Genomic DNA, 21,484 nt, shown 5'->3' with positions numbered 1-21,484 from the left:
GTCAGTGGCCGACGCCGAGGCCGCCGGTGACCGGGATGATCCCCGCCGTGACGTACGACGCCTCCTCGCTGGCGAGGAAGCGCACCACGTGGGCGACCTCGTCGGGCCGGCCGGCCCGGAACAGGGAGGTCTGGCCGAGGACGTGCTCCCGGCGCGCGTCGGTGACGTCCTTGACCATGTCGGTCTCGATCAGGCCCGGGGAGACCATGTTGACCGTGACGTTCCGCTTGCCCACCTCACGGGCGAGCGAGCGGCCGAAACCGATCAGACCCGCCTTGGAGGCGGCGTAGTTGGTCTGGCCCGGCGCGCCGGCCAGCGCGCTCATCGAGGTCATGAACACGACGCGGCCCCAGCGGGCCTTGAGCATGTCCGGTACGACCTCCTTGGCCACCGTGACGCCGGACATCAGGTTGGTCTCGATCACGCTGCGGAAGTCGTCGTCCTCCATGCCGACCAGCAGCTGGTCACGGGTGATCCCGGCGTTGGAGACCAGCACCTGGATGGGGCCGAACTGGCTTCTGGCCTCGTCGGCGGCGCGGCGCACGGCAGCGGGGTCCGTCACGTCGCAGCGCACTGCGAACAGCCCCTCGGGCGGTTCGCCCGAGCGGTAGGTGACGGTGACCTTGTCGCCCTGGGCGGCGAACACCCGGGCGGTGGCGAGGCCGATGCCCCGGTTCCCGCCGGTGATGAACACGGAACGGCTCACGGAATTCAGTTCCCTTCTGCGGCTTGGGTGGCAGGTACGGCTTCCGGAGCGGGCGAGCCGCCGGCGGCGGTCAGCAGGGCGTCCAGGCGCTCGACGGCTTCGGCGGTCCCGGTGAAGTGGATGGCGGTCCAGCCGGCCGCCTCGGCTCCCGCGCAGTTGTGCGCGAGGTCGTCGACGAGCACGCACCGCCCGGCCGGCACTCCCGCCCGCTCGGCGGCGAGCGCGAACATGGCGGGCGAGGGCTTGCGGTGGCCTGCCTCGAAGGACAGAAGCACGTCGTCGAAGAGCTCGTCCGGGTCGACCATCCGGCGCCAGTGCGCGTCCCAGGTCGGCACCATGTTGGAGAGCATCCCGACGAAGGCGCCGCGGGCGCGGGCCAGGCGCAGCGCCGAGACCCACGCGAGGTTCGTCTCGCGGCCGTCGAACCAGGCGTCGGCGAGCGTCGTCAGCCGCAGGCCGCGCACGCCGTGGTCGGCAGCGAGCACCTCGCTGACCTGGCCGAGCCATTCCTCCTCGCTGACCAGCGGGGTGTCGATCGGCTCCATGATGTCGGCGGTGCCGTAGCGGGCCGTCACCTTGGCCAGCGCCTGCTGCAGCGCCGCGGGCTCGATGCCCTGCCCGGCGCAGAAGGTCCCCATGGTGTGGGAGATGGGCGGGGTCAGTACGCCGCCGAAGTCGGTCCAGACGGCGAGGCGTTCGGGGCTCACAGGTCACTCCCGGAGGCAAGGGTCACGGTGACCCGGGCGATCTCGGCGTCGCCCTGGTGGAAGCGGACCGGCACCTCGCCGCGGCCGCCGGCCGGCTGAAGCCGGGGCGCGGCGGCCCGTACCGGCTCGTCCAGTTCGGCGAAGCGCGAGAAGCGGGCCTCGAAGCCGACGGCGTACGTCGCCAGCGGGTCGTCCACGGTCAGGAGGGCCAGCTGCCGGGCCGCCTCCACCAGGGTCATGGCCGGCAGGTGGTCGTAGACGTGGTCGAACAGCGCCCGGTTGGCGAACCTCGGGGTGACTTCGGCGGCCACGCCCGACGGTGACGTCTCGGCGTGGGACAGCACGACGTTGAGCGGGTTGCCGCGGCCGACCCGGGCGGGCTCCACGCGCGCGCCGTCGCCGGCGGCGGGGCCGTGGTCGGGGAAGTCGGAGGTGAGGGGGGCCGGCGTGCCGCGCTGGCTGTGCCGGAGCACCTCGTTCTCGTGCTGGTTGATGAAGAGCACGTCCATCTCGTGCTCGCCCACCTCGGTGTCCCCGATCCAGAAGCGCTGGGCCACCTTGCCCTTGCGGTAGCGCCCGCGCCGGGTGGGCTTGCCGATGTAGTCGGTGTCGATGCGCAGCCGCCCGGGTTCGGCGCCGACCAGCAGCTCCTCGAGACCGGACAGGGACAGCCGGAAGGAGTCGACGATCATCATCGTGCCCTCGGACAGCCCGATGTGCGTGTGCGATCCGGCGATCGCCGCCTGCCGTCCCGATTCCAGCAGCAGCAGGGCGTCGTACAGGGCGGGCCGCTGGAGGTGGTCGCTGTAGTAGCCGTGGATCAGCGGCAGCTGCACCGCCGCGCGCACCTTCTTGAGGGCCAGCGGAAGGATGTCCGTGACGAAGACCTCGGACACCGCGGCCCGGTGCACCAGCGAGCGGTCGACGGTGCGGCCGTAACTGAGCTCGACGGTTGCCGAAGGAATCTCCGGGGCCGTTTGTGTTGTCATACCTGTTCCTTTGGAATCGGGTACCGGTACGAAGACCCTCGCAGCGACGGATGAAGCCCCGGTCGAGCGCGAATTCAAGCGCGATAAAAGAAGGGAATTGGCAGGAGGGCCGGGAGGGTTGTAGCGGCCGGTTATGCTCGGGGGATGCGTATTGGAGAGCTGGCGCGGCGTACCGGAGTTCCGGTTCCGACCATCAAGTACTACCTGCGGGAGGGCCTGCTGCCGGCAGGTGAGCGCACCAGCCCGAACCAGGTGCAGTACGCGGACGCGCACGTACGCAGGCTGAAGCTCATCCGCGCCATGCTGGAGGTCGGCGGGCTGTCCATCGTGGCCGCCCGCGACGTGCTCGCCGAGGTCGACTCCCCGGCCCGTTCGGTCCACGGCATGCTCGGCGCCGCCCAGTCGGCGGTCACCAGGATCGCGACGGTCCGCGGCACCGACGAGGAGCGGCAGAAGGCGGAGCGCGAGGTGTCCGAACTGGTGCGGCGCCACGGCTGGTCGGCCAAGCCGGAGAATCCGGGATGGCGGGCGCTGGTCCAGATCGTCATGACGTACCGGGACCTGGAGCGCGGCGACCTGCTCGACCTGCTCGACGGGTACGCCGAGGCGGCGGGCGGCCTGGCCACCGCCGAGCTGGCCGCCCTGGCGAAGGTGCCGAGCGTCGACGGCAAGGTGGAGAGCGCGGTGCTCGGTACGGTCCTGGGGGACACCGCGATGGCGGCCCTGCGCCGGATCGCCCAGGAGGACGCCTCGCACCGGATCCAGCGCCGGCCGCACTCCGCCTAGCCGGCCGGCCGCGCCGCGCTCCGCCCGGCCCGCCCGCTCCGGAACCGGCGGGTTCAGCCGATGTACGCCGTGCGGGCCAGCGGCGCCAGGTGGTGCACCCGGGCCGGCGGCAGGTTGCCCAGCACCGTCTCCGTGGCGAAGGAGTGACTGCGCAGCGTCCGGCCCACGACGGCCTGGACCGCGAGCGTGCGTTCGCGCGTCGCGCCGGTGGTGAACGCCCGGCGTAAGTGCGGGACTCCGGCGTACGCGAAGAACGACAGCGTGCCGCCGGGGCGCAGCGCCCCGAGGAGCCGGTCGAAGATGTCCTGCGCGGTCCCGGCGTCGAAGTTCGCGAACGGCAGGCCGCACACGATCGTGTCGTACGAGCCGAGTTCGTGCTCCTGCACGAGGCCGGTCAGCAGCCGCAGCCGCCGCTCGTGGCCGTAGGCGCGGGCCAGCATGGCGGCGAACCGGGGATTCGCCTCGACGAGGTCGAGGGTGTCCAGCCGGCCGAGCGCGGCGGTGATGTGCCGGGTGACGGCGCCCGTCCCCGGCCCCACCTCCAGCACCGCGCGCGGCCGGTCGGGGGAGGACACCACGTGGCGGGTCAGCGCTCTCGCGAGCTGCGGGCTGCTGGGGGCGATGGCTCCCGTGTCCCGGCGGGTCCGGGCGAACTCCCGGAAGAACAGCGTCACGTCCGTCATGGCCTCTCCTGCGTCATGGGCCGCGCCCCTGGTGCGGCACCGAGGTACCGCTGACAACCAGAGATGATAGTGCAACTATCGATAGTGTGGGTTATGGTGTGGGGAGTAGCCGGGAGGTCGTGGCCTCCGCGCCGTGACACCGACGCTAGTGGGGCTGTGACCAGCGGTCATGGCTCACCAACGATCCGGCGGATGCCTCCAAAGGAGCATTGCGCCACCCGACTTGAGGGCCTCCGCACGCGGCGGCACGAGGGGCTGACCATGGACTTCGCAACGCTCGTCTCATGGGTCGACATCACTTCCGGCCTGACGAACCGACTGGCGGGAGCGGCGTGCTGGGCCTACGCGATCCTCGCGATCACGACCCTCCCGCCGCTGCTGCCCAACGCGGCGCTGCTCATCACCGGCGGCATGCTCGCCGCCCGGGGCGAGATGTCGCTGACCCTCGTCCTGCTGTCGGTGGCCGGCAGCGCCCTGCTCGGGGACCTGCTGATCCACCGGTTCGGCTGGTCGGCGGGGGAGACGGTGCGCCGCCGGGTGTCCGCCCGCAAACGCCAGGGCGAACTCTTCGACTGGGCCTCGGGGCGCATCCAGCGCGGCGGCATCCCCTTCGTGGTCGGCGTGCGCTTCCTGCCCAGCGGGCGGCTGCTCGGCGGCCTGGCGGCGGGCGCCGCCGGCTACCCCGCCCGCAAGTTCGCCATCGGCGCGGCCCTGGCCGAGGCGGTGTGGGCCGCGTACTCGGTCGGCGTCGGCTACTTCGGCGGCGCGCTGAGCGACGACCCGGTGGTGTCGGTCGCCATCGGGCTCGGGCTCTCGCTGGCGGTGGGCGGTGTCGCCTGGTGCGCCCAGCGACGTACCGCGGTGCCCGTCGTCACGGAGGCGAGTGCCTCGAAAGAGGCATGACCTGTTCCTCCTAACGCGAATGTCTCTCTTTCCCCGCCCTTGAAATGCTCGCGTTGTCGCTCTGCCGAATTGCCGTGCCGACAAAGAATCCGGAGGCTGATGTGTCGCAGAAGAAAGCAGCGGTGCCGTGGGCACTGCTGGCCACATCGGTTCCGATGTTCATGGTGTCGCTCGACAATCTCGTGGTCACCAACGCGCTCGCCGACATCGCCCGCGACTTCCGTACGACGCAGCCCGAGCTCCAGTGGGTCGTGAACGGCTATGTCCTGCCGTTCGCGGGCCTGTTGCTGGCCGGCGCCGCGCTCGGCGACCGCATCGGCCGCCGCAAGGTGTTCGCCTGGGGCATCGCGCTGTTCACGGTCGCCTCCGCCGCCTGCGCGCTCGCCGGCTCCATCGGCGAGCTGGTCGCCGCACGCGTCGCGCAGGGCGCCGGCGCCGCGATGATCCTGCCGGTCTCGTTGACCCTGGCGGTCGCCGCCGTCACCGAGAAGCGGCGCAACCTGGCGGTCGGCGTCTGGGGCGGAGTCAACGGCCTCGGCATCGCGTTCGGCCCGCTGGCCGGCGGCCTCGTGACCCAGGGACTGGACTGGACGTGGATCTTCTGGATCAACGTGCCGGTCGGTGTGGCAGCCGTGCCGCTGACGCTCTGGGCGATCAAGGAGAGCAAGGGCGCGCGGCGCCACCTCGACGTCACCGGCATGACGCTCGTCGCCGCAGCCGTGGTCGCCGCCGTCTGGGGCGTCGTACAGGCGGCGGAGTACGGCTGGAGCCACCGGGGCGCGGTGCTGGGACTGGGGGCCGCCGCCGTGCTGCTGGCCGCCTTCGTCGTCTGGGAACGCCGCACGAGCCGCCCGCTGGTGCCGCTGCGCATGTACCGGCTCCCGGCCTTCCTGCTCAGCAACGTCGTGTCCCTGACCATGTACTTCGGCGTCTTCGGCTCCATCTTCTTCCTCGCGCAGTTCATGCAGGGGCCCATGGGCTACTCGCCCTTCGAGGCCGGGCTGCGCACCCTGCCCTGGACCGCCGCCCCCATGGCCGTGGTCCCGGCGGCGAGCCTGCTGGTGGACCGGATCGGCGGCGGCGTCCTCCAGGCGGCGGGCTGCGCTATGCAGGCCGCGGCCCTCGCCTGGTTCGCGCTGATCCTGGGCCCCGGACTGTCGTACGCGGCGATGGTGGCCCCCATGGCGCTGGCCGGCGTCGGCATGGGCCTGGTGTTCGCCGCCAACCCCGCCACGGTGATCGCCTCCGTGGACGAGAGCGAGCACAACACGGCGTCCGGCGTGAACAACACCGTCCGGGAGTTCGGCGGGGCCCTGGGCATCGCCGTACTCACCACGGTGTTCACCCACTCCGCCGGGCGCGCCGTGGGCGGCAGGCAGGCCGCGGCGGCGGAGTTCACCGCCGGACTGCAGTCCGCCCTGTGGCTCGGCGCCGGCGTCGTCGCGCTGGGCGCGGTCGCCGCGCTGCTGATCCGCCGCCCCCGGCGTCAGTCCGCGGCGGGAGAGCCGCAGCCGCGACCGCGTTCTCGGAGCACCGAGTTCGCGGCCGCCGAATGACCGAATGAGTTGTGCCCCCGGGCGCCAGCGTCTCGTATCAACGGAGGAAAAATGTTTGCCGCCATCGGGAAATTCACCGCACGGCGCCGGAAATGGGTGGTCGTCGCGGCCGTGGCCTTCACGCTGTTCGCCGGCGTCTGGGGCACCGGGGTGTTCGGGTCCTTCACCGGAGGCGCCGGATTCGACGATCCGGCCAGTGAATCCGTCGCCGCCGACAAGGTGCTCGACGGACCCCTCGGACGTGAGTCGAACGACCTGATCGTCCTGTACGAGGACAAGGACCGCACCGTCGACGACCCCGCGTTCTCCGACGGGGTGAGCAAGGCGCTCGCCGCCGTGCCGCGCGAGGACGTCGAGCGGCTGAGCTCGTTCTGGGAACCCGGCTCGCAGGACAAGGCGGCCTACGTCTCCACGGACCGGCACGCGATGTACGCCACCGTGCAGTTCACCTCCGACGTGGACCAGGAGCAGGTCGAGGCGCTCGGCAAACTCAAGGAGTCCTTCGAGGTTCCGGGACTGACGGTCCGCTACGGCGGGGTCGCGGCCATGACCGAGCAGGTCAACACGCTCACCGGCTCCGACATCGCCCGGGCCGAGATGCTCTCCGTACCGATCCTGCTGGTCCTGCTGGTCCTCATCTTCCGCAGCGCGGTCGCGGCGCTGCTGCCGCTCGCCGTCGGGACCTTCGTCGCCCTCGGCTCCTTCGTCGTCCTGCGCGTCCTGACGATGTTCACCGAGATCTCCAGCACCGTCATCAACGTCATCACCATCCTCGGCCTCGGCCTGGCGATCGACTACGCGCTCTTCCTGGTCAACCGCTACCGCGAGGAACTGCACGCGGGCGCCGACGTCGACACCGCCGTCCACCGCGCCACCGCCACCGCCGGGCGCACCGTCGCCTTCTCCGGCCTAGCCGTCGCCATCTCCTTCGCCGGCCTGACGCTGTTCCCCTCCCGCTTCCTCAGCTCCATGGGGTACGCGGCCGTGGCCGTGGTCGCCTTCGCGGTCGTCGGCTCGCTGACCCTCCTGCCCGCCCTGCTGCGCTACACCGGCCACCGCATCGACAAGTGGCGCATCCCGCTGCCCGGCGGCCGCCGCCGGGCTCCCGTGGCCGAGACGAACGGCCGCTGGTACCGCACCGCCCACGCCGTGATGCGCAAGCCGCTGCTGTCGACGCTCGCGATCGTCGCCGTCCTGGTGGGCCTCGGCGCCCCGCTGCTCGGCGTCAACTGGGCCCGGCCGGGCGAGTGGGTGCTTCCCTCCAACGCCGACGCGAAGATCGTCAGCAAGCGGCTGAGCCAGGACTTCGACGTCAACCCGGCCCAGATCATGACCGCCGTCGTACGCTTCGACGCCCCCGCCGAGCCGCGGCGCTCCGGCATCGACGCCTACGCGAAGGAACTGGCCGCCGTCGACGGCGTGTCGGAGGCGAGGACCACCGCGATCGAGGGCAACGACGCCCGGGTGACCCTGCGGTACACGCCCGACCCCATGTCGGAGCGGTCGAACGACATGGTGCACGACGTCCGGGCGGTCGCACCGCCGGCCGGCGCCACCACGACGCAGGTCACCGGTATGCCGGCCTCCCGCGTCGACATCGTCGCCATGATCGGCGAACGGCTGCCCTGGATGGCCCTGTTCGTGGCCGTCGTCTCGTTCCTGGTGCTCTTCCTGGCCTTCGGCTCCCTGCTGCTGCCGCTCAAGTCCGTCGTACTGAACCTGCTGTCGCTCCTGGCCGCGTTCGGCGCGATCAAGTGGATCTTCCAGGACGGGCACCTGTCCGGGCTCCTCGGGTTCGAGGCGATCGGCGCGGTGGACGCCAACTTCCCCGTGCTCGTCGTGGCGATCGCCTTCGGCCTGGCCATGGACTACGAGGTGTTCCTGCTCTCCCGGGTCCGTGAGGAGTGGGAGTTCAGCGGCGACCCGGTCGAGTCGGTCGCCCTCGGCGTCCAGCGCACCGCGAAGATCATCACGAGTGCCGCGCTGCTGCTGGTCGTGGTGGTCGGCGGCTTCATGACCTCGTCGATCCTCTTCATGAAGATGATCGGCGTGGGCCTGGTGATCGCGGTGATCGTCGACGCCACGATCGTCCGGGCGCTGCTGGTGCCGGCCACGATGGCCCTGATGGGCAAGTGGGCCTGGTGGGCCCCCGCGCCGCTGGCCCGCTGGTGGTCCAGGTACGGCATCCGGGAGTCGGACCCGGCCCCCCTGCCCCGGCAGAGCGCCGTGCCCGCCGACACCGAGGCGGGTGCCCTGCGATGACGACGGCCCGCTCCGGCCCCCGGGCGAACGGGCCCGCGGCCACCACCGAGGCCCCCGTCGGGCCGGACCCGGCGGGGGAGCGGGCGGCGGGTACGCGCCCCGGTCCCCGTGACGCCGGCCCGGTGGCCGCCCGTACCGGGGCCGGAGGCGGGCCCGAGGCCACAGGCGCGCACGACTCCGGGGCGGCCGGAGTCGTCGCGGCCGGCGTCACCGCCGTGATGGCCGCGCTGTTCGGGGACTGGGGGGCCTGGTCCAGCCCGTTCGGGGCCGGCTCCTCGTGGTTCCCGATGCCGTGGGGGGTGACCACGGGGCCGCCCGTACTGCTGGTCACGATCGCCGGCGTCCTGATCGCGCGGGCCGGGGCCCCCTCCTTCGCCCGCACCTGGGCCCACACGGCCGCCGGCCTCGCCGCGGCCACCGGCCTCCTGGTGCTCGTACTGGAACCCCTCGGTCCGCAGACCGCCTGGGACGCGCTCGCCGAGGCCGCGCACGCCGGCCTCTTCGGGGTCGCCCTCGGCTGGGTCCCGGCGCTCGCCGCGCTCGCCGTCACCGGCCGCCGGCCCCGACGCCGCACGGGACTGGCTCCGTACGTGTGGTTCACCCTCGTCGGCGCGGTCCTGCCCGTGCTGGCCCTGACGGTGGGGCTGGCCGCGGCCTCCCCCGTCCACAGCGCCCTGTGCACGGCCACCGAGTGCGTCAGCCCCCGCGCGCGACTGCTGTTCACCGGCGAGCTGTCGCTGCGCCTCGCCCTGCCCGCCTGGGCCGCGGGCGTCGCGGTACTGGCCCTGGCCCGGCGCGCCGGCCGGGTCCGGCGGCTGCGCGGCGGATGGCAGGTGCTGCTCGCGACGGCCGCCGGCGCACTCGCCGTCCTGTTCTCCCCGGGCCTCGTCTTCGGAGCATCCGTATGAACCTGTCGTACGACCGTCGCCGCGTCCTCTCCCTCGGGGCGGCCGGCGCCCTGGCCGCCGCCGGCTGGACCGGCGGGAGCGCCACCACCGGGGGCGGCCCGCGCCCGCGCGCGCGGCGGGCGTACATCGGCGGGTTCACCCTCGGCGAGTACGGCCTGCCCGGTCTGCCCGGCATCGGGATCGCGGCCGTGCGCCGGGACGGCCGGCTCGAACTCACCGGCTGGCGCGAGGGGATCGAGAACCCCTCCTTCCTCACCCTCTCCCCGGACCGCCGCGTCCTGTACGCCGTCAGCCAGCTCCCCGGCGGCGCCACCGGCGCCCTCCACGCCTACCGGATCGACGGTGAACGGCTCGTTCCGCTCGGCCGGCCCCGGTCCAGCCACGGCGCGGCCCCGGTCCACCTCGCCGTCCACCCGGCCGGGCGCTTCCTGCTCACCGCCAACTACGACTCCGGGCACCTCGCGGTCCTTCCGCTGGACGCCGCCGGCGCGCTCGGCGAGGCCGTCGAGGTGGTGGCCCACCGGGGCTCCGGCCCCCACCCCGTCGAACAGCGCGGGCCCCATCCGCACATGATCGCCTTCGACCCGGCCGGCCGCCGGGTGCTCGTACCCGACAAGGGCGACGACCACATCCACGTCTACGACTTCGACGCCCGCACCGGCCGGCTGACGCTCGCCCACCGGACCCGGATCGGCCGCCGCACCGGCCCCCGCCACCTGGTCTTCCACCCCTCGGGGCGGCTCGCGTACGTCACCAACGAACTGGGCCACTCGGTCACCGTCCTGACGTACGACCCCGACGACGGAAGGCTGCGCCCGGTCTCGCACGCCTCCGTCGCCCCGCCCGGTCTCGACCCGCGCAACGCGCCCTCCGCGCTGCACCTGACCCGCGACGGCGGGCTGCTCGTCACCACCGACCGGGGCCTGGACACCGTCGAGACCTTCCGCGTCGGCGACGGCGGCCGCACCCTGACCCTGCTCGAATCGCAGCCCGTCACGGCCAAGGCCCCCGGCACCCGCTGGCCGCGCGACATCGCCCTGGACCGCTCGGACCGCTTCGTCTACGCCGCCAACCAGGCGGGCGGGTCGGTCACCGCGTTCCGCCTCGATCCGTCCGACGGGCGGCTGCGCCCGATCGGCCCGCCGCTGCGGGTGGCCAGCCCTTCCTGCGTCCTGCTGGGGTGAGGCGGCGCGGCAGGGAACACGACAGCGGCCCCGGGTCCGAGCCCGGGGCCGCTGTCGTGTCCGTACCTGCCGCCGTCACCCGCTCGTCGCCGCGCACCGGGCCGGCCACCGCCAGTCCGCCACGCGCACGCGGGCGTCCGGGCTGGCGCCGGCCACCGACGCCGCGTACCCGGCGGGGCTGCGTACGCTCCGTACGAACCAGTCGTGCCCCGAGCCCGGGACCACCGCCGCGCGCCACGAGCCGAAGGCCTGGCCCGTGTAGCGAGGGGGAGTGCGGCTGAGTCCCGTACCGGCCGCCTTGACCAGGGCCTCGGCGCGCGTCCACTGCTCGAAGCCATGGGTGCCGCGCCCGCCCGACACGCACGGGACCGCGGACCAGTCCATGTGCGGCCTGATGCGCTCGATGTCCACGCCCACCGGCACCCCGGGGTCGTCGCAGACCGCGATCAGCGCGTAGTCCGCGGAGTGCGACAGGCTCGCCGAGAGCATCGTGCCGTCCGGCGCGTACGGGACCGGCTTGCCGTGCCCGTCGTCGCCGCAGCGCGCGCAGTGCCGCCGGAAGGCCACCTCCCGCGGGGCGACCCCGAGCCGCTGCCCGAGGATCACGCGGTACGCGTGGTGGACGGTGCGGTACCGCACCTGGTCCCGCTCGCGCCGCAGCCGCGCCATCCGTTCGCGCTCCGCCGCGTCGAGAACGGCGTACGCCTCCTGCGGCGGCGTCGCCCCCGGCCGGCTGCGCACCGTCCAGATGTGGATGCCGACCGCGCTCACGCCGCTGAACCGCCCGCCAGGATGTGGTGCTGCAACTGGCGCAGGTCCTCGGAGGGCTCCAGCCCCAGCTCCCGCGCCAGGACCGTCCGTACGTCGTGGAAGGCGCGCAGCGCGTCGCCCCGGCGGCCCGAGCGGTGCAGGGCGTCGATCAGCCGGGCGTGCATCCACTCGTTGAGCGGATGCGTCGCGACCAGCCGCCGCAGCTCCGGCACCAGCTCCCGGTGCCGGCCGAGCCCCATCGCCGCTTCGATGCGCGACTCCTGCGCACGCACCCGCAGTTCCTCGATCCTGGCCGCGTGCCCGGCGAGCACCCGCCCCTGCGCCACGTCGGCGAGCGTGCGCCCGCGCCACAGGCCGAGCGCCGCGTCGAACCGCTGGAGGGCGCTCTCCCGGTTGCCCGCCCGCATCTCGGCGCGCCCCTGCCCGTACAGCCGCGTGAAGACGTCGAAGTCGAGCTGACCGGGCGCCGGCCGCAGGGAGTAGCCGGTGGCCTCGGTGCTGATCACCCCGCGCATCGCCTCGGCGCCCAGGGCGCGCTCCAGTTCCTGGCGCAGGTGGTAGACGTGTGTCCGTACGGTGCTGACGGCGGTGGACGGCGGTGAGCCGTCCCACAACTCCTCGACGAGCGTGTCCACTTCGACGATGTCGTGCGCGCGCACCGCGAGCAGGGCGAGCAGGTTGCGCACCTTGGGCCCGCGCGGCCGGTGCACCGCCGGGCCGTAGTGGCCCTCCAAGGGCCCCAGTATCCGGAAACCGGCTGTGAAACCTCTGATGTCGCTCATCGTGCGTCCCCGTTCTGCGTTGTGTTCCCCGTCGGCTCCGGTCCGGTCCACGCCCCGCCGGGGCGGGTCAGACAGCGGGCTGAGCGAGTGTGACGAGATGCGTCACATGCTGCGTGATCATGAAGATTCGGTACGGCAGACGCCTGCGGGAGCGGGAGTCGCCGGGGCGGGCGGAGAGCGCGGCGGCGGCCAGGGCCACCGCACCGGCCAGCACCACGCCGGCGGGGGCCAGCAGGTCCGGCAGCCCGAACGCGACGGCGGACGCCGGCAGGGCGACGCCGATGGCGACCGCGCCGACCGAGACGATGAACGCCGTGACGCGGCCGCCCCACAGCACGGTCCAGTTGCGCCGGCCGTGTCTGGCATCGCCCCGGGTGTCGGAGAAGTCCTTGGCCACGGCGCCGACCAGGCCCATCCAGAGCGTCATGGCGACGGCGAGGACGACCAGGCCGGCCGTGAGCGGCGCGCCTCCCGCGAGCCATCCGGCGAAGTAGGTGAGGCCGCCGGCGGTGACGACGACCGCGATGGTGTCCGGAGTACGGCTCTTGAGGGACAGGCGGGGCGAGGAGTACGCGTACCCCAGCGCGATCATGCCGAGGGTGACCACGAACATGACGGGGCCGAGGGCGGCCGCTCCGGTCAGGGCGAAGGCGGCCAGCGCCCACGCGGTGCGCCGGGCGTGGACGACGGACAGGTCTCCGTGGGCGATCGGGCGGCGCGAGCCGTTGGCGCGGTCCTCCCGGACGTCCGTCACCCCGTTGTAGAGGTAGGAGAAGGCGACCGAGGCGATCCACACCAGGGAGCCGAGGATCAGGGTGGAGGGGGCCGCCGTGACCGACGTCAGGCCGGCCGTTCCCGCCACCAGGAACCGGGCCAGGAAAATGAGCAGTACGGCGGGCCGGGTCTCCTGCGCGCAGAGCAGCAGAAAGCGCGCGCCGCGGGCACGCGTGGATTCCGTCGTACGCGGATAGGTCGCTTCGCGGGGGGTAATAGGAGTGCGAGACTTCGCGGGCATCGCTATCGGCATGTCATTCACGCTATGTCGTGTGCCGACGGCGGCACAGACAACCATGGGGTCAGGGGGCATACCCCCTAAGGGGTATTCACGGCGGCACCCCTTTCCTGCCCCGGCCGGTGCCTCAGGGTCTTCTGATCAGCTGGGCGTCGACCGCTTTGTTCACGGCGTCGATACGGGAGACGGCGCCGAGTTTCTCGAAGATGTTCCGAAGGTGACGCTTGACAGTTCCCTCGGTTATACGCAACTTGCTGGAGATCTGACGGTTGCTCAGAGCCGCCGCCGCGTGGACGAGGACTTCCCGCTCCCGGGGTGAGAGCGTCTGTTTCGACTCGCTGAACACGGATTCCGAAATTCCGCTCCGTGGTACGGCAATGGTGATGTTGGGCGCCTGTGCGGCCGCGTTGCGGATCGCCAGGAGAAGTGACTCACGGGGCACGCTCTTGTGCAGATATCCGCGCGCTCCCCGGGCGATCAGTTCCTGCACCAGCTGGGGCTCGTGGTACATGGTCAGCATCAGCACGTGCAGTTCGGGGAAACGTTCCGTCAGTTCGCTCACGACGGCCGGGGCGTCGTGGTCCGGCATTTCGACGTCGAGCAGGATCACCTGGGCGCGCGTCCGCTCGATCAGGTCGCCGAGCCCCTTCGAAGTGTCCACGTCCGCCACCACGTGGAGGTCCGGTTCGGTGTTGATCAGTTCGCACAGGGCGCTGCGCAGGAGCGAGTGGTCGTCCACGGCGATGATGCGGATGGGTTCAGTCGCCGGCCGGGTGTCGTGGCCCGTCGTCTGCATGATCCTCCTCAGTGACGGGGACCGAGAGCACGACGGCTGTACCGCCCCCCGGGGTGCTGGTGATGGAGACCTCTCCGCCGAGCAGATGTGCCCGCTCGTACAGGGAGGAGAGTCCGTTGCCCTGCTGGGTCGCGGGCGAGAAGCCCACGCCGTCGTCCCGCACGGTCGCCCGCACGTGGCGGGCGTCGACCTGTACGTCGATCGTGACGCGGGTGGCCGAGGCGTGGGCCAGGGAGTTGCGCAGGCACTCGCGCAGCATGAGGAACAGGTCGTCGCAGAGCGCGGACGGCAGCCGGTCCTCCGGGTCGCCCACCCGGACCTCCACGGCGGGCACCTCGACCGCCATGGCCGTCACGAAGGCGCACAGCGCGACCTGGAGGGAGCGGGTGGCGTCGCTGCGGGTGCGGAGCTCGGTGACGATGTCCCGGGTCGTGTAGAGCGTCTCCAGGATGGCCTGCTTGAGGCTGCTGAGCCGCACGTCCGTCGGCGACGAGGAGTTCTGGGTGAGCTCGAAGAGCTCCAGCTGCCGCAGCGCCAGGCTGGCCGAGCTGCCGATCCGGTCGTGGATCTCGCGTGCCATGCCGTGCCGGCCCTGCTGGGCGGCGTCGCGTACGACGTCGAGCAGGAACAGTTCCTGGCCGGTGGAGCCTTCCTCCAGCCGTCGGGTGATGGCGGCCTGGAGGGTGGGAAGGATCTTCATCAGGTAGTGCTCGGAGCCGGGGCTGCCCTCGAAGACGCGCCCCAGGAAGTCCAGCGTGAGCTTGAAGAACAGCGATCCCGCGCGCACCGAGTACACCGGCGGGATTCCCTGGGAGATCCGGGCCCCGCCCAGCTTGCGGGTCTTGCTGGTCAGCAGGGGGTTGAGGGGGGCGGACGTCCCGTGGCGCAGTGTGTGGACGCATTCCGCCAGGATGTGCCGGCCCTGCTCACGGCAGGTGAGCCAAGCTTCCGCGTTCATCCCCAGGGGATTCTTCTGTTCGATCAGAAGCTGCCGGTAGGCATCGAGAAGTTCGGGTTCGAGCGCCAGTAACTCCGCCGCGAGTCTCGACCCTTGAGACCCGGCCCGATCATCCAATGCGTCCTGGCACGACACGCTGCTCACGCTAACCCCCCCCCGGGCTGATTTCCGAAGTCGCACTTTGCGCAACTCGACTTCTTCGTCAAGGGGAAAGGGCTTCGAAGATCAGTTGGATCATGCCTCTTGCGTCAGTGGTTGTCAAGTTGAATAAGTTCTCCGCGAGATGTCAACTCGGCCTGAAAGCAACGCTTCTGGACCCCGGGCAGGCCTTGGCGGAAAGGGCTTTCTGGTTAATTGTCCGGACGGCTTCGCCGCGCCTTCGAGTGCGCTGACTTCTTGTCAATTGGCGTGCTCTCCTCCTGTTCGGCAAGAGATGAATAATGTTCATGTACGAGCCTGTGCAGCGCGGACAGCGCGACATCCCCCAGTACGGCGCAGGTCACCATGCTGGCCGCGGCGCTGTCGGGGTCCGGCTGCCGTCGTTGCAGCGCCACCTCCGCCTCGCCGACGCGTTCCAGCGCGTCGGCGTAGGTGTCGAGCAGCCGCACGAGGTCGTCCTGTTCCAGCCATTCACACGCGACCAGCACCTGGGTGAGCGTGTGCCACGCCGGATTCTCGGCGTTCACCCGCCAGTTGCGCGCCTCGGCGAACCGCTCCGCGCGTTCCCGGGCCCGGGTCCACTCGCCCTCCTCGGAGGCCGTACCGCGCACGGGCAGGGCGTACTGCACGGTCTCCAGGATGTCGTGCAACGAGTGCGGCGAGGCGTCGATGCGGCGCAGGATGTCCCGGACCACGGAGTACGGGACGCCACCGACGTCCAGCAGGGTCTTGATCAGCGCGATCCGGCGGACGTGCCGTTCGTCGTACGCGGGCTCGGCACGGAACAGCTCCATGTGGACGTACATCTGGAGCGCCCGGACGGGGACGCCTGTCTGGCGGCTCAGCTCTGAAAGCGGCACACCTCACCACCTTCTGGATCTGGTCGGGGTTGCCGGGACCCTATGCAGGCCGCGGACCCGCCTACAAGCCCTCGCGCACCACCGCGGCTCCCACTGCCTCGAAAGGCACAGTGCCGCTCACCCCATGGACACAGGGGCGGTGCTCAGTTCAGCCGGGACCGTGCCGCCTTCGCCCTGCGCCGGACGGTCTCCGCCGCCACGGGGTCCACCGCCTCCACGACGTCCGCGTACGCCTCCAGTTCCGCCGCGCCGCCCAGGAAGTCCCCGCGCTGCACCAGCAGTTGGGCCCGCTCGTACCGCAGGCGCGCCGCGTGCGACGGCAGCAGCAGGGACAGCTCCACCGCCCACAGCTGGACGTCCGTACGCTCCGGGCGGGCCGACGCCCACGCCCGGATGTTGTTCAGGATCCGCAGCACGATCTCCAGCGGGTCCGCCGGGACCAGCATCGCGGGGTCGAGCGGCTCCCCGGTGGCCCCCGCCACCAGCAGTTCCGCGTCCGCCCCCGTCAGCAGCCGGCCCCCGTCGAACGGGTCGGCCAGCACCTGCTCGTCCCGGGAGCCGAAGCCGACGACGAAGTGCCCCGGCAGGGCGACCCCGTACACCGGGGCCCCAGCCCGCCGCGCCACCTCGATCCACACCACCGACAGCAGGATCGGCAGCCCGCGCCGCCGCCGCAGCACCTCGTGCAGCAGCGAGGACTCCAGCCGCTGGTAGTCGCCCGGAGTCCCGCCGAAGCCGCAGCGCGTCCCCAGGACGTCGGCCAGGGCCGACGCCCACTCCCGGGCCCCGCCCGGGCGGTACGGCAGCAGGCCCGCCAGCCGGTCGAGCTCGATCTCGGCCGCGTCCATCCCCGCCTCGTCCAGCGAGGCGTCCGCCTCCGCGCCCACCAGCAGGCACAGCAGCGCGAGGTCCGGGCGCTCGGACCGGGCCTCCTCGGCGAACCGCTGACGGCGTTCGGCTCCGGTGGGTCGTCGCATACGCGTCTCGTACCGCCCTACGCCGGTCGGAAGTGGTGGTAGCTGTGGTGGGTGGCGAACCCCATGCCGTCGTACAGCGCCCGCGCGCCCTCATTGCCGGCCTCGACCTGGAGCCAGGCGGCCGACGCGCCCTCCTCCAGCGCCCGCCGCGCCAGCGCCGTCATCACCGCGCTCGCGAGCCCCTGGCGCCGGCACGCCGGGTCGACCTCGACCGCCATGAACCCGGCCCACCGCCCGTCCACGACGCACCGCCCGATCGCCGCCGGCGTCTCCCCCTCGCCCGGGACGGACGCGAACCACACCGAGGGCCCGCTCTCCAGCACCCGCACCACGTGCGGCCCCGGCTCCTCGAACCGCTGGTAGCGCGCGAGCCAGCCCGCGTCGCACGCCCGGCCGAGCCGGACCCGCGACACGTCCGCGTCCAGGTCCCCGATCGGGGCGAGCGCGGCGACCCGTACCTGCGCGGTGACCTCCAGAGACCACCCGAGGCGCTCCAGCTCGGCGGCGAGACGCTCCTGCGTGCCCTCGGCGCCGGTGGAGACCTGGACGTACGGGGGAAGGCCCCGGGCCGCGTACCACCGGCGTACGCGCTCCAGCGCCACGCCGACCGGCAGCCCGGGATCTCCGAGCGGCAGCGCGGAGTTGGCACGCCGGGTGAAACCGCCCGCGGCCCGCAGCAGCCACTGGCCGAGCGGCTCGCTCTCGACCGGCTGCCAGGCGCGCGCGCAGACCCGCGCCAGCTCCTCGAAGGTCGCCGCGGGACCGCGCCGCCGAGCCGGCGCGGAGGGCACGACCTTGCCCGCGACCAGCGTGGATTCCGCGATCCGGACCGACTCGCCGTCCCGGCGTGTGATCGACAGCACGCCGCTGTCCCAGGATGTGAGAACGCCAACCGTGTCGGTGAACTTCGCCCCCGGCGCCCCGCTCTCGCCGACCCGCCTGACTGATACACGTTTGCCCACGTCATCAGCCGAAATACGGACCTCGAGTCGTCCGCCGGTAGTGAATTCCACAGCTGTGTCCGCCCCTCCTGTTCGGATCGTGCCCGGGAACGGAGATACTAGAGGCGGGCATCGACGACGCCGCGCTCCCGCGCGCCACGTGGACGGAGCCGCAGATCGGCCCGCCGCGCCCTATCGAGGAGGAACGACAGCGTGACCTACGTCATCGCGCAGCCTTGTGTCGACGTCAAGGACAAGGCGTGCATCGAGGAGTGCCCGGTCGACTGCATCTACGAGGGCTCCAGGTCCTTGTACATCCACCCGGACGAATGCGTCGACTGTGGTGCCTGTGAGCCGGTCTGCCCGGTCGAGGCCATCTTCTACGAGGACGACACCCCGGAGGAGTGGAAGGACTACTACAAGGCGAACGTCGAGTTCTTCGACGAGCTCGGCTCGCCCGGTGGTGCTTCCAAGCTCGGCCTGATCGAGCGCGACCACCCCTTCATCGCAGCGCTCCCGCCGCAGAACCAGTAAGCGGCGAGGCAAGTGCGCCGCCCCGGTCCCGTACGGCCTGCCGCCGTACGGGACCGAGGCGTTTCCAGAGCCAGACACAGATGAGAAAGCGATCCCCCGTGTCCGCAGTCACTGACCGCCTGCCCACCTTCCCCTGGGACAAGCTGGAGCCGTACAAGGCGACGGCGGCCGCCCACCCGGACGGCATCGTGGACCTGTCCGTCGGCACGCCCGTCGACCCGGTTCCCGAGCTCGTCCAGCGGGCCCTCGTCGAGGCGGCGGACTCCCCGGGCTATCCGACGGTGTGGGGCACGGTCGCGCTGCGTGACGCGCTCACGGGTTGGGTCGAGCGGCGTCTCGGGGCGCGCGGCGTGGCGCACACCAACGTCCTGCCGGTCGTCGGCTCGAAGGAGCTGGTGGCCTGGCTGCCGACGCAGCTGGGCCTGGGCCCCGGCGACCAGGTGGCCTACCCCCGGCTCGCCTACCCGACGTACGAGGTGGGCGCGCGGCTGGCACGCGCCGAGCCGGTCGTCTACGACGATCCGGTCGCGGACCTCGACCCGGCGCGCGTGAAGCTGCTCTGGCTCAACTCGCCCTCCAACCCGACCGGCCGCGTGCTGGCCAAGGACGAGCTGATCCGGATCGTCGCCTGGGCGCGCGAGCACGGGGTGCTGGTCTTCAGCGACGAGTGCTACCTGGAGCTGGGCTGGGAGGCCGAGCCGGTCTCCGTACTGCACCCGGACGTCTGCGGCGGTACGTACGAGGGCTTGGTCGCCGTCCACTCGCTCTCGAAGCGGTCCAACCTGGCCGGCTACCGCGCGGCGTTCCTGGCGGGCGACGCGGGTGTCCTCGGCGACCTGCTCCAGATCCGCAAGCACGGCGGCATGATGACGCCGGCGCCCGTCCAGGCGGCGACGGTCGCGGCGCTCGGCGACGACGCGCACGTGGCGGAGCAGCGGGAGCGGTACGCGGCCCGCCGGGCGGCGCTGCGCGGCGCGCTGGAGGCGCACGGCTTCCGCATCGAGCACAGCGAGGCGAGCCTGTACCTGTGGGCGACGCGCGACGAGCCGTGCTGGCAGACCGTGGCCCACCTGGCGGAGCTGGGCATCCTGGCGGCTCCGGGCGACTTCTACGGGCCCGCCGGAGACCGTTTCGTGCGGGTGGCGTTCACGGCCACCGACGAGCGCGTCGCGGCGGCGGTCAAGCGCCTGGGCGGCTGACACCTTCCGGTACGTGAAGAGGGGCCCCGGGGAGTGCGAACTCCCCGGGGCCCCTCTTCACGTGCGTACGGACTAGCCGAGCGGCAGACCCGTGCTGGGCAGGGAGCTGGTCGGCAGGCCGCTGGTGGGCAGCGCGTCGGCGGCGGGCAGGCCGCCGCCCGCCGTCTTGGTGGTGTCGCCGAGGACCTCACCGGCGCTGCCGGCGACGTCACCGGCCGCCTTCTGCGCGGCGGGGGTGGCGGTCTTGCCGGCCTTGCCGACGGTCTTGCCGGCGGCCGGGACGGCCGTCTTGACGGCCTTGCTGCCGGTGTCGCCCGCAGTCTTGGAGCCCTTCTGCGCCGCGCTGTCGACGGAGTCGCCGAGCCCGGCGCCGTCCAGGGCGGTCAGGCCGCCCAGGTTGGGGGCGGCGGGGAGGTCAGCGGCGCTCGCGGAGCCGGCCGCACCGACCACGGGGGCTGCGCCGGCCGCGATGAGCAGAGCGGCGCGGGCGATCCGACGGGTCAGGGGGAGAGACATGGTGCTCCTTAGACGGGAGAGTCGAGACGGTCTGTCCGACGATCAGACGCCGTGACAACCGCTCGGAGGGCGGGGGAGGTTGCGGTGCACCAAGGTAAAGAGTTTGCAATGCGTCGCATTATCGGCTCCGGATGAACCCGGGCAAACATCCCGCCCCGCGCAGGGGCGTCCGAGCGCGGCCGCCCTTTGTTCTCCGGGGAATCGGGGAGTGCGGGGGTGACGGCCCGCAGGTGCGTGCGCACCCCTGCCGCGGAGGGGCCCGCTTACCGCTTTCGAGTGATCGCCCGCACTACTGCGCGGTGGTGATCAGGACCTCTCCGGAGCCGTTGCGCGCGTCGCCGGAGTGCCACGTCCTGCGGGCGTCCCCGGTGGTCCAGGCGCGGCCGGCGTACGCGACCCGTTCGATGCGCAGCTCGGCGGCGTGGGCGACGGCCCAGTGCGCGAGCTCCCAGCCGCGCCGGTCGCCGGCGGCCCCCCGCGCGCCGGCCGCCTGCGCCGGGACCGGCACGGTCACGGTGGCCGCCGCGGGAGTGCCGCCGAGCCTCGCGCCGGCGCCCGCCGCGCCCGCCTTGTCCCGGGATCCGCCGGCCTGCGCCTTGGGGAGTACGTCGGGCCCGAAGTCCCGTACCAGCGCGGCCCGTACGTCGGCCGGCTTGCCCGGCTCGGCGTCGCGCGGCCCCGAGCAGGTCAGCGAGGCGGGCGCGCGGCCGGTGAGCGCGGCGGCCAGCAGCGCCGCGTCCGGCTCGTGCTTCGCGTACGCCTGCGGGAAACCGCTGCGCTGGACGCGCTGGGCGGCGACGGTCAGCGGCAGCCGCGAGTAGCCGGGGACCTTCTCCAGGTGCTCGTAGAACCTCTCGGACGCGTATCCGGGGTCGAGGATCTGCCGGGGGGTGCCCCAGCCCTGCGAGGGCCGCTGCTGGAAGAGCCCGAGCGAGTCGCGGTCGCCGTACTTGATGTTGCGCAGCGCCGACTCCTGGAGCGCGGTCGCGAGCGCGATCGTCACCGCCCGCTCCGGCAGCCCGCGCGAGGTGCCCACGGCGGAGATCGTCGCGGCGTTCACGGCCTGCTCCGGACTGAGCTCGTACGTCGCCCCGTCGCCCTCGGCGGAGCGCACGGTGCAGCGCGGCGCCCCCGCGCCGCCCGTCACGTACTGCGCCACCAGATACCCGGCCAGCGCGAGCAGCACGGCGAGGCCCGCCGCTATGCGCAGGACGCGGCCGCGAGTGGTGGAAGTGGTGGACTCAGGCACGCTGCCTAAGGTACTGGAGGCGGTTTTCGCCCTTCCCGGCGGACGA

At 72.5% G+C, this 21,484-nt stretch carries 22 protein-coding genes; 8 read left to right on the top strand and 14 right to left on the bottom strand.

The features are described from left to right. Position 1: 1 nt before the first annotated feature. Genes fabG through E2E34_RS06460 form a run of 3 tightly spaced genes read right to left on the bottom strand, consistent with a single transcriptional unit; the run spans position 2 to position 2,402 of the window. Positions 2 to 706: a 3-oxoacyl-ACP reductase FabG gene (gene fabG / locus E2E34_RS06470; RefSeq protein WP_138900950.1), complete on the bottom strand. Its 705-nt coding sequence runs from the start codon at positions 704 to 706 to the stop codon at positions 2 to 4. Between the two features lie 5 nt (positions 707 to 711). Continuing rightward, a complete protein-coding gene (locus E2E34_RS06465) occupies positions 712 to 1,413 on the bottom strand; it encodes an HAD family hydrolase (RefSeq protein WP_244315535.1) in 702 nt (233 codons plus the stop codon). Then, positions 1,410 to 2,402, bottom strand: a complete 993-nt coding sequence (locus E2E34_RS06460; RefSeq protein ID WP_138900949.1) for an AfsA-related hotdog domain-containing protein — start codon at positions 2,400 to 2,402, stop codon at positions 1,410 to 1,412. Before E2E34_RS06460 ends, E2E34_RS06465 begins: the two co-directional genes overlap by 4 nt. A gap of 144 nt (positions 2,403 to 2,546) precedes the next feature. Between E2E34_RS06460 and E2E34_RS06455 the strand changes: the two genes are divergently transcribed. After that, complete coding sequence (locus tag E2E34_RS06455; protein WP_138897050.1) at positions 2,547 to 3,188, top strand: MerR family transcriptional regulator; 642 nt, start codon at positions 2,547 to 2,549, stop codon at positions 3,186 to 3,188. Positions 3,189 to 3,241: 53 nt separating this feature from the next. Here the strand turns inward: E2E34_RS06455 and E2E34_RS06450 are convergent, their stop codons facing one another. Further along, complete coding sequence (locus E2E34_RS06450) at positions 3,242 to 3,871, bottom strand: class I SAM-dependent methyltransferase (protein WP_167518227.1); 630 nt, start codon at positions 3,869 to 3,871, stop codon at positions 3,242 to 3,244. A gap of 261 nt (positions 3,872 to 4,132) precedes the next feature. On the opposite strand from E2E34_RS06450, the gene E2E34_RS06445 reads away from it, so the two are divergent. From E2E34_RS06445 to E2E34_RS06425, 5 genes are all read left to right on the top strand, one after another. After that, positions 4,133 to 4,774 (top strand): DedA family protein, encoded by a 642-nt coding sequence (locus E2E34_RS06445; RefSeq protein ID WP_138900948.1) that lies wholly within the window; start codon positions 4,133 to 4,135, stop codon positions 4,772 to 4,774. 101 nt (positions 4,775 to 4,875) lie between these two features. After that, positions 4,876 to 6,330, top strand: coding sequence for an MFS transporter (locus E2E34_RS06440; protein WP_244315534.1), 1,455 nt, complete (start codon positions 4,876 to 4,878; stop codon positions 6,328 to 6,330). Positions 6,331 to 6,381: 51 nt separating this feature from the next. Further along, positions 6,382 to 8,592 (top strand): MMPL family transporter, encoded by a 2,211-nt coding sequence (locus E2E34_RS06435; protein ID WP_138900946.1) that lies wholly within the window; start codon positions 6,382 to 6,384, stop codon positions 8,590 to 8,592. Next, a complete protein-coding gene (locus E2E34_RS06430) occupies positions 8,589 to 9,500 on the top strand; it encodes a hypothetical protein (protein ID WP_138900945.1) in 912 nt (303 codons plus the stop codon). Before E2E34_RS06435 ends, E2E34_RS06430 begins: the two co-directional genes overlap by 4 nt. After that, positions 9,497 to 10,684, top strand: a complete 1,188-nt coding sequence (locus E2E34_RS06425; RefSeq protein WP_167518226.1) for a lactonase family protein — start codon at positions 9,497 to 9,499, stop codon at positions 10,682 to 10,684. The genes E2E34_RS06430 and E2E34_RS06425 overlap by 4 nt, the downstream gene beginning before the upstream one ends. 75 nt (positions 10,685 to 10,759) lie before the next feature. On the opposite strand, the gene E2E34_RS06420 is transcribed toward E2E34_RS06425, so the two are convergent. The 8 genes from E2E34_RS06420 to E2E34_RS06385 all read right to left on the bottom strand — a co-directional run bounded on the left by E2E34_RS06420 (position 10,760) and on the right by E2E34_RS06385 (position 18,012). Next, a complete protein-coding gene (locus E2E34_RS06420; RefSeq protein ID WP_138900943.1) occupies positions 10,760 to 11,455 on the bottom strand; it encodes a 4'-phosphopantetheinyl transferase family protein in 696 nt (231 codons plus the stop codon). After that, a complete protein-coding gene (locus E2E34_RS06415; protein WP_138900942.1) occupies positions 11,452 to 12,237 on the bottom strand; it encodes an AfsR/SARP family transcriptional regulator in 786 nt (261 codons plus the stop codon). Before E2E34_RS06415 ends, E2E34_RS06420 begins: the two co-directional genes overlap by 4 nt. Positions 12,238 to 12,304: 67 nt before the next feature. After that, complete coding sequence (locus E2E34_RS06410) at positions 12,305 to 13,252, bottom strand: UbiA family prenyltransferase (RefSeq protein WP_208765164.1); 948 nt, start codon at positions 13,250 to 13,252, stop codon at positions 12,305 to 12,307. 124 nt (positions 13,253 to 13,376) lie between these two features. Further along, positions 13,377 to 14,045 carry a response regulator gene (locus E2E34_RS06405; RefSeq protein WP_138900940.1) on the bottom strand — a complete coding sequence of 223 codons (669 nt, stop codon included), beginning with the start codon at positions 14,043 to 14,045 and terminating at the stop codon, positions 13,377 to 13,379. Beyond that, positions 14,008 to 15,003, bottom strand: a complete 996-nt coding sequence (locus tag E2E34_RS06400; RefSeq protein ID WP_138900939.1) for a sensor histidine kinase — start codon at positions 15,001 to 15,003, stop codon at positions 14,008 to 14,010. Before E2E34_RS06400 ends, E2E34_RS06405 begins: the two co-directional genes overlap by 38 nt. 350 nt (positions 15,004 to 15,353) lie before the next feature. Next, entirely contained in the window at positions 15,354 to 16,022 is a 669-nt protein-coding gene (locus E2E34_RS06395) for a MerR family transcriptional regulator (RefSeq protein ID WP_138900938.1), read from the bottom strand. A 143-nt stretch (positions 16,023 to 16,165) separates the two neighbouring features. Beyond that, a complete protein-coding gene (locus tag E2E34_RS06390) occupies positions 16,166 to 16,999 on the bottom strand; it encodes a transglutaminase family protein (RefSeq protein WP_138900937.1) in 834 nt (277 codons plus the stop codon). Between the two features lie 17 nt (positions 17,000 to 17,016). Beyond that, the gene (locus E2E34_RS06385; RefSeq protein ID WP_138900936.1) at positions 17,017 to 18,012 is read right to left on the bottom strand and encodes a GNAT family N-acetyltransferase; all 996 of its coding nucleotides are present in this window, start codon (positions 18,010 to 18,012) and stop codon (positions 17,017 to 17,019) included. Positions 18,013 to 18,153: 141 nt separating this feature from the next. On the opposite strand from E2E34_RS06385, the gene fdxA reads away from it, so the two are divergent. Next, the gene (fdxA, locus tag E2E34_RS06380; RefSeq protein WP_018089397.1) at positions 18,154 to 18,474 is read left to right on the top strand and encodes a ferredoxin; all 321 of its coding nucleotides are present in this window, start codon (positions 18,154 to 18,156) and stop codon (positions 18,472 to 18,474) included. 98 nt (positions 18,475 to 18,572) lie between these two features. Further along, on the top strand, positions 18,573 to 19,673 hold the full coding sequence (locus tag E2E34_RS06375) for a bifunctional succinyldiaminopimelate transaminase/glutamate-prephenate aminotransferase (protein WP_138900935.1): 1,101 nt from the start codon (positions 18,573 to 18,575) through the stop codon (positions 19,671 to 19,673). 72 nt (positions 19,674 to 19,745) lie between these two features. On the opposite strand, the gene E2E34_RS06370 is transcribed toward E2E34_RS06375, so the two are convergent. Then, a complete protein-coding gene (locus tag E2E34_RS06370; protein WP_138897589.1) occupies positions 19,746 to 20,189 on the bottom strand; it encodes an ATP-binding protein in 444 nt (147 codons plus the stop codon). A 289-nt stretch (positions 20,190 to 20,478) separates the two neighbouring features. After that, positions 20,479 to 21,438, bottom strand: coding sequence for a heavy metal transporter (locus tag E2E34_RS06365; protein WP_138900934.1), 960 nt, complete (start codon positions 21,436 to 21,438; stop codon positions 20,479 to 20,481). Positions 21,439 to 21,484 lie beyond the last annotated feature (46 nt).

Source organism: Streptomyces albidochromogenes (assembly GCF_005981925.1).
GTDB lineage: Bacteria > Actinomycetota > Actinomycetes > Streptomycetales > Streptomycetaceae > Streptomyces > Streptomyces albidochromogenes.
The sequence above is the reverse complement of the archived record's forward strand: the minus strand, read 5'-3'. Positions and strand labels throughout refer to the sequence as shown.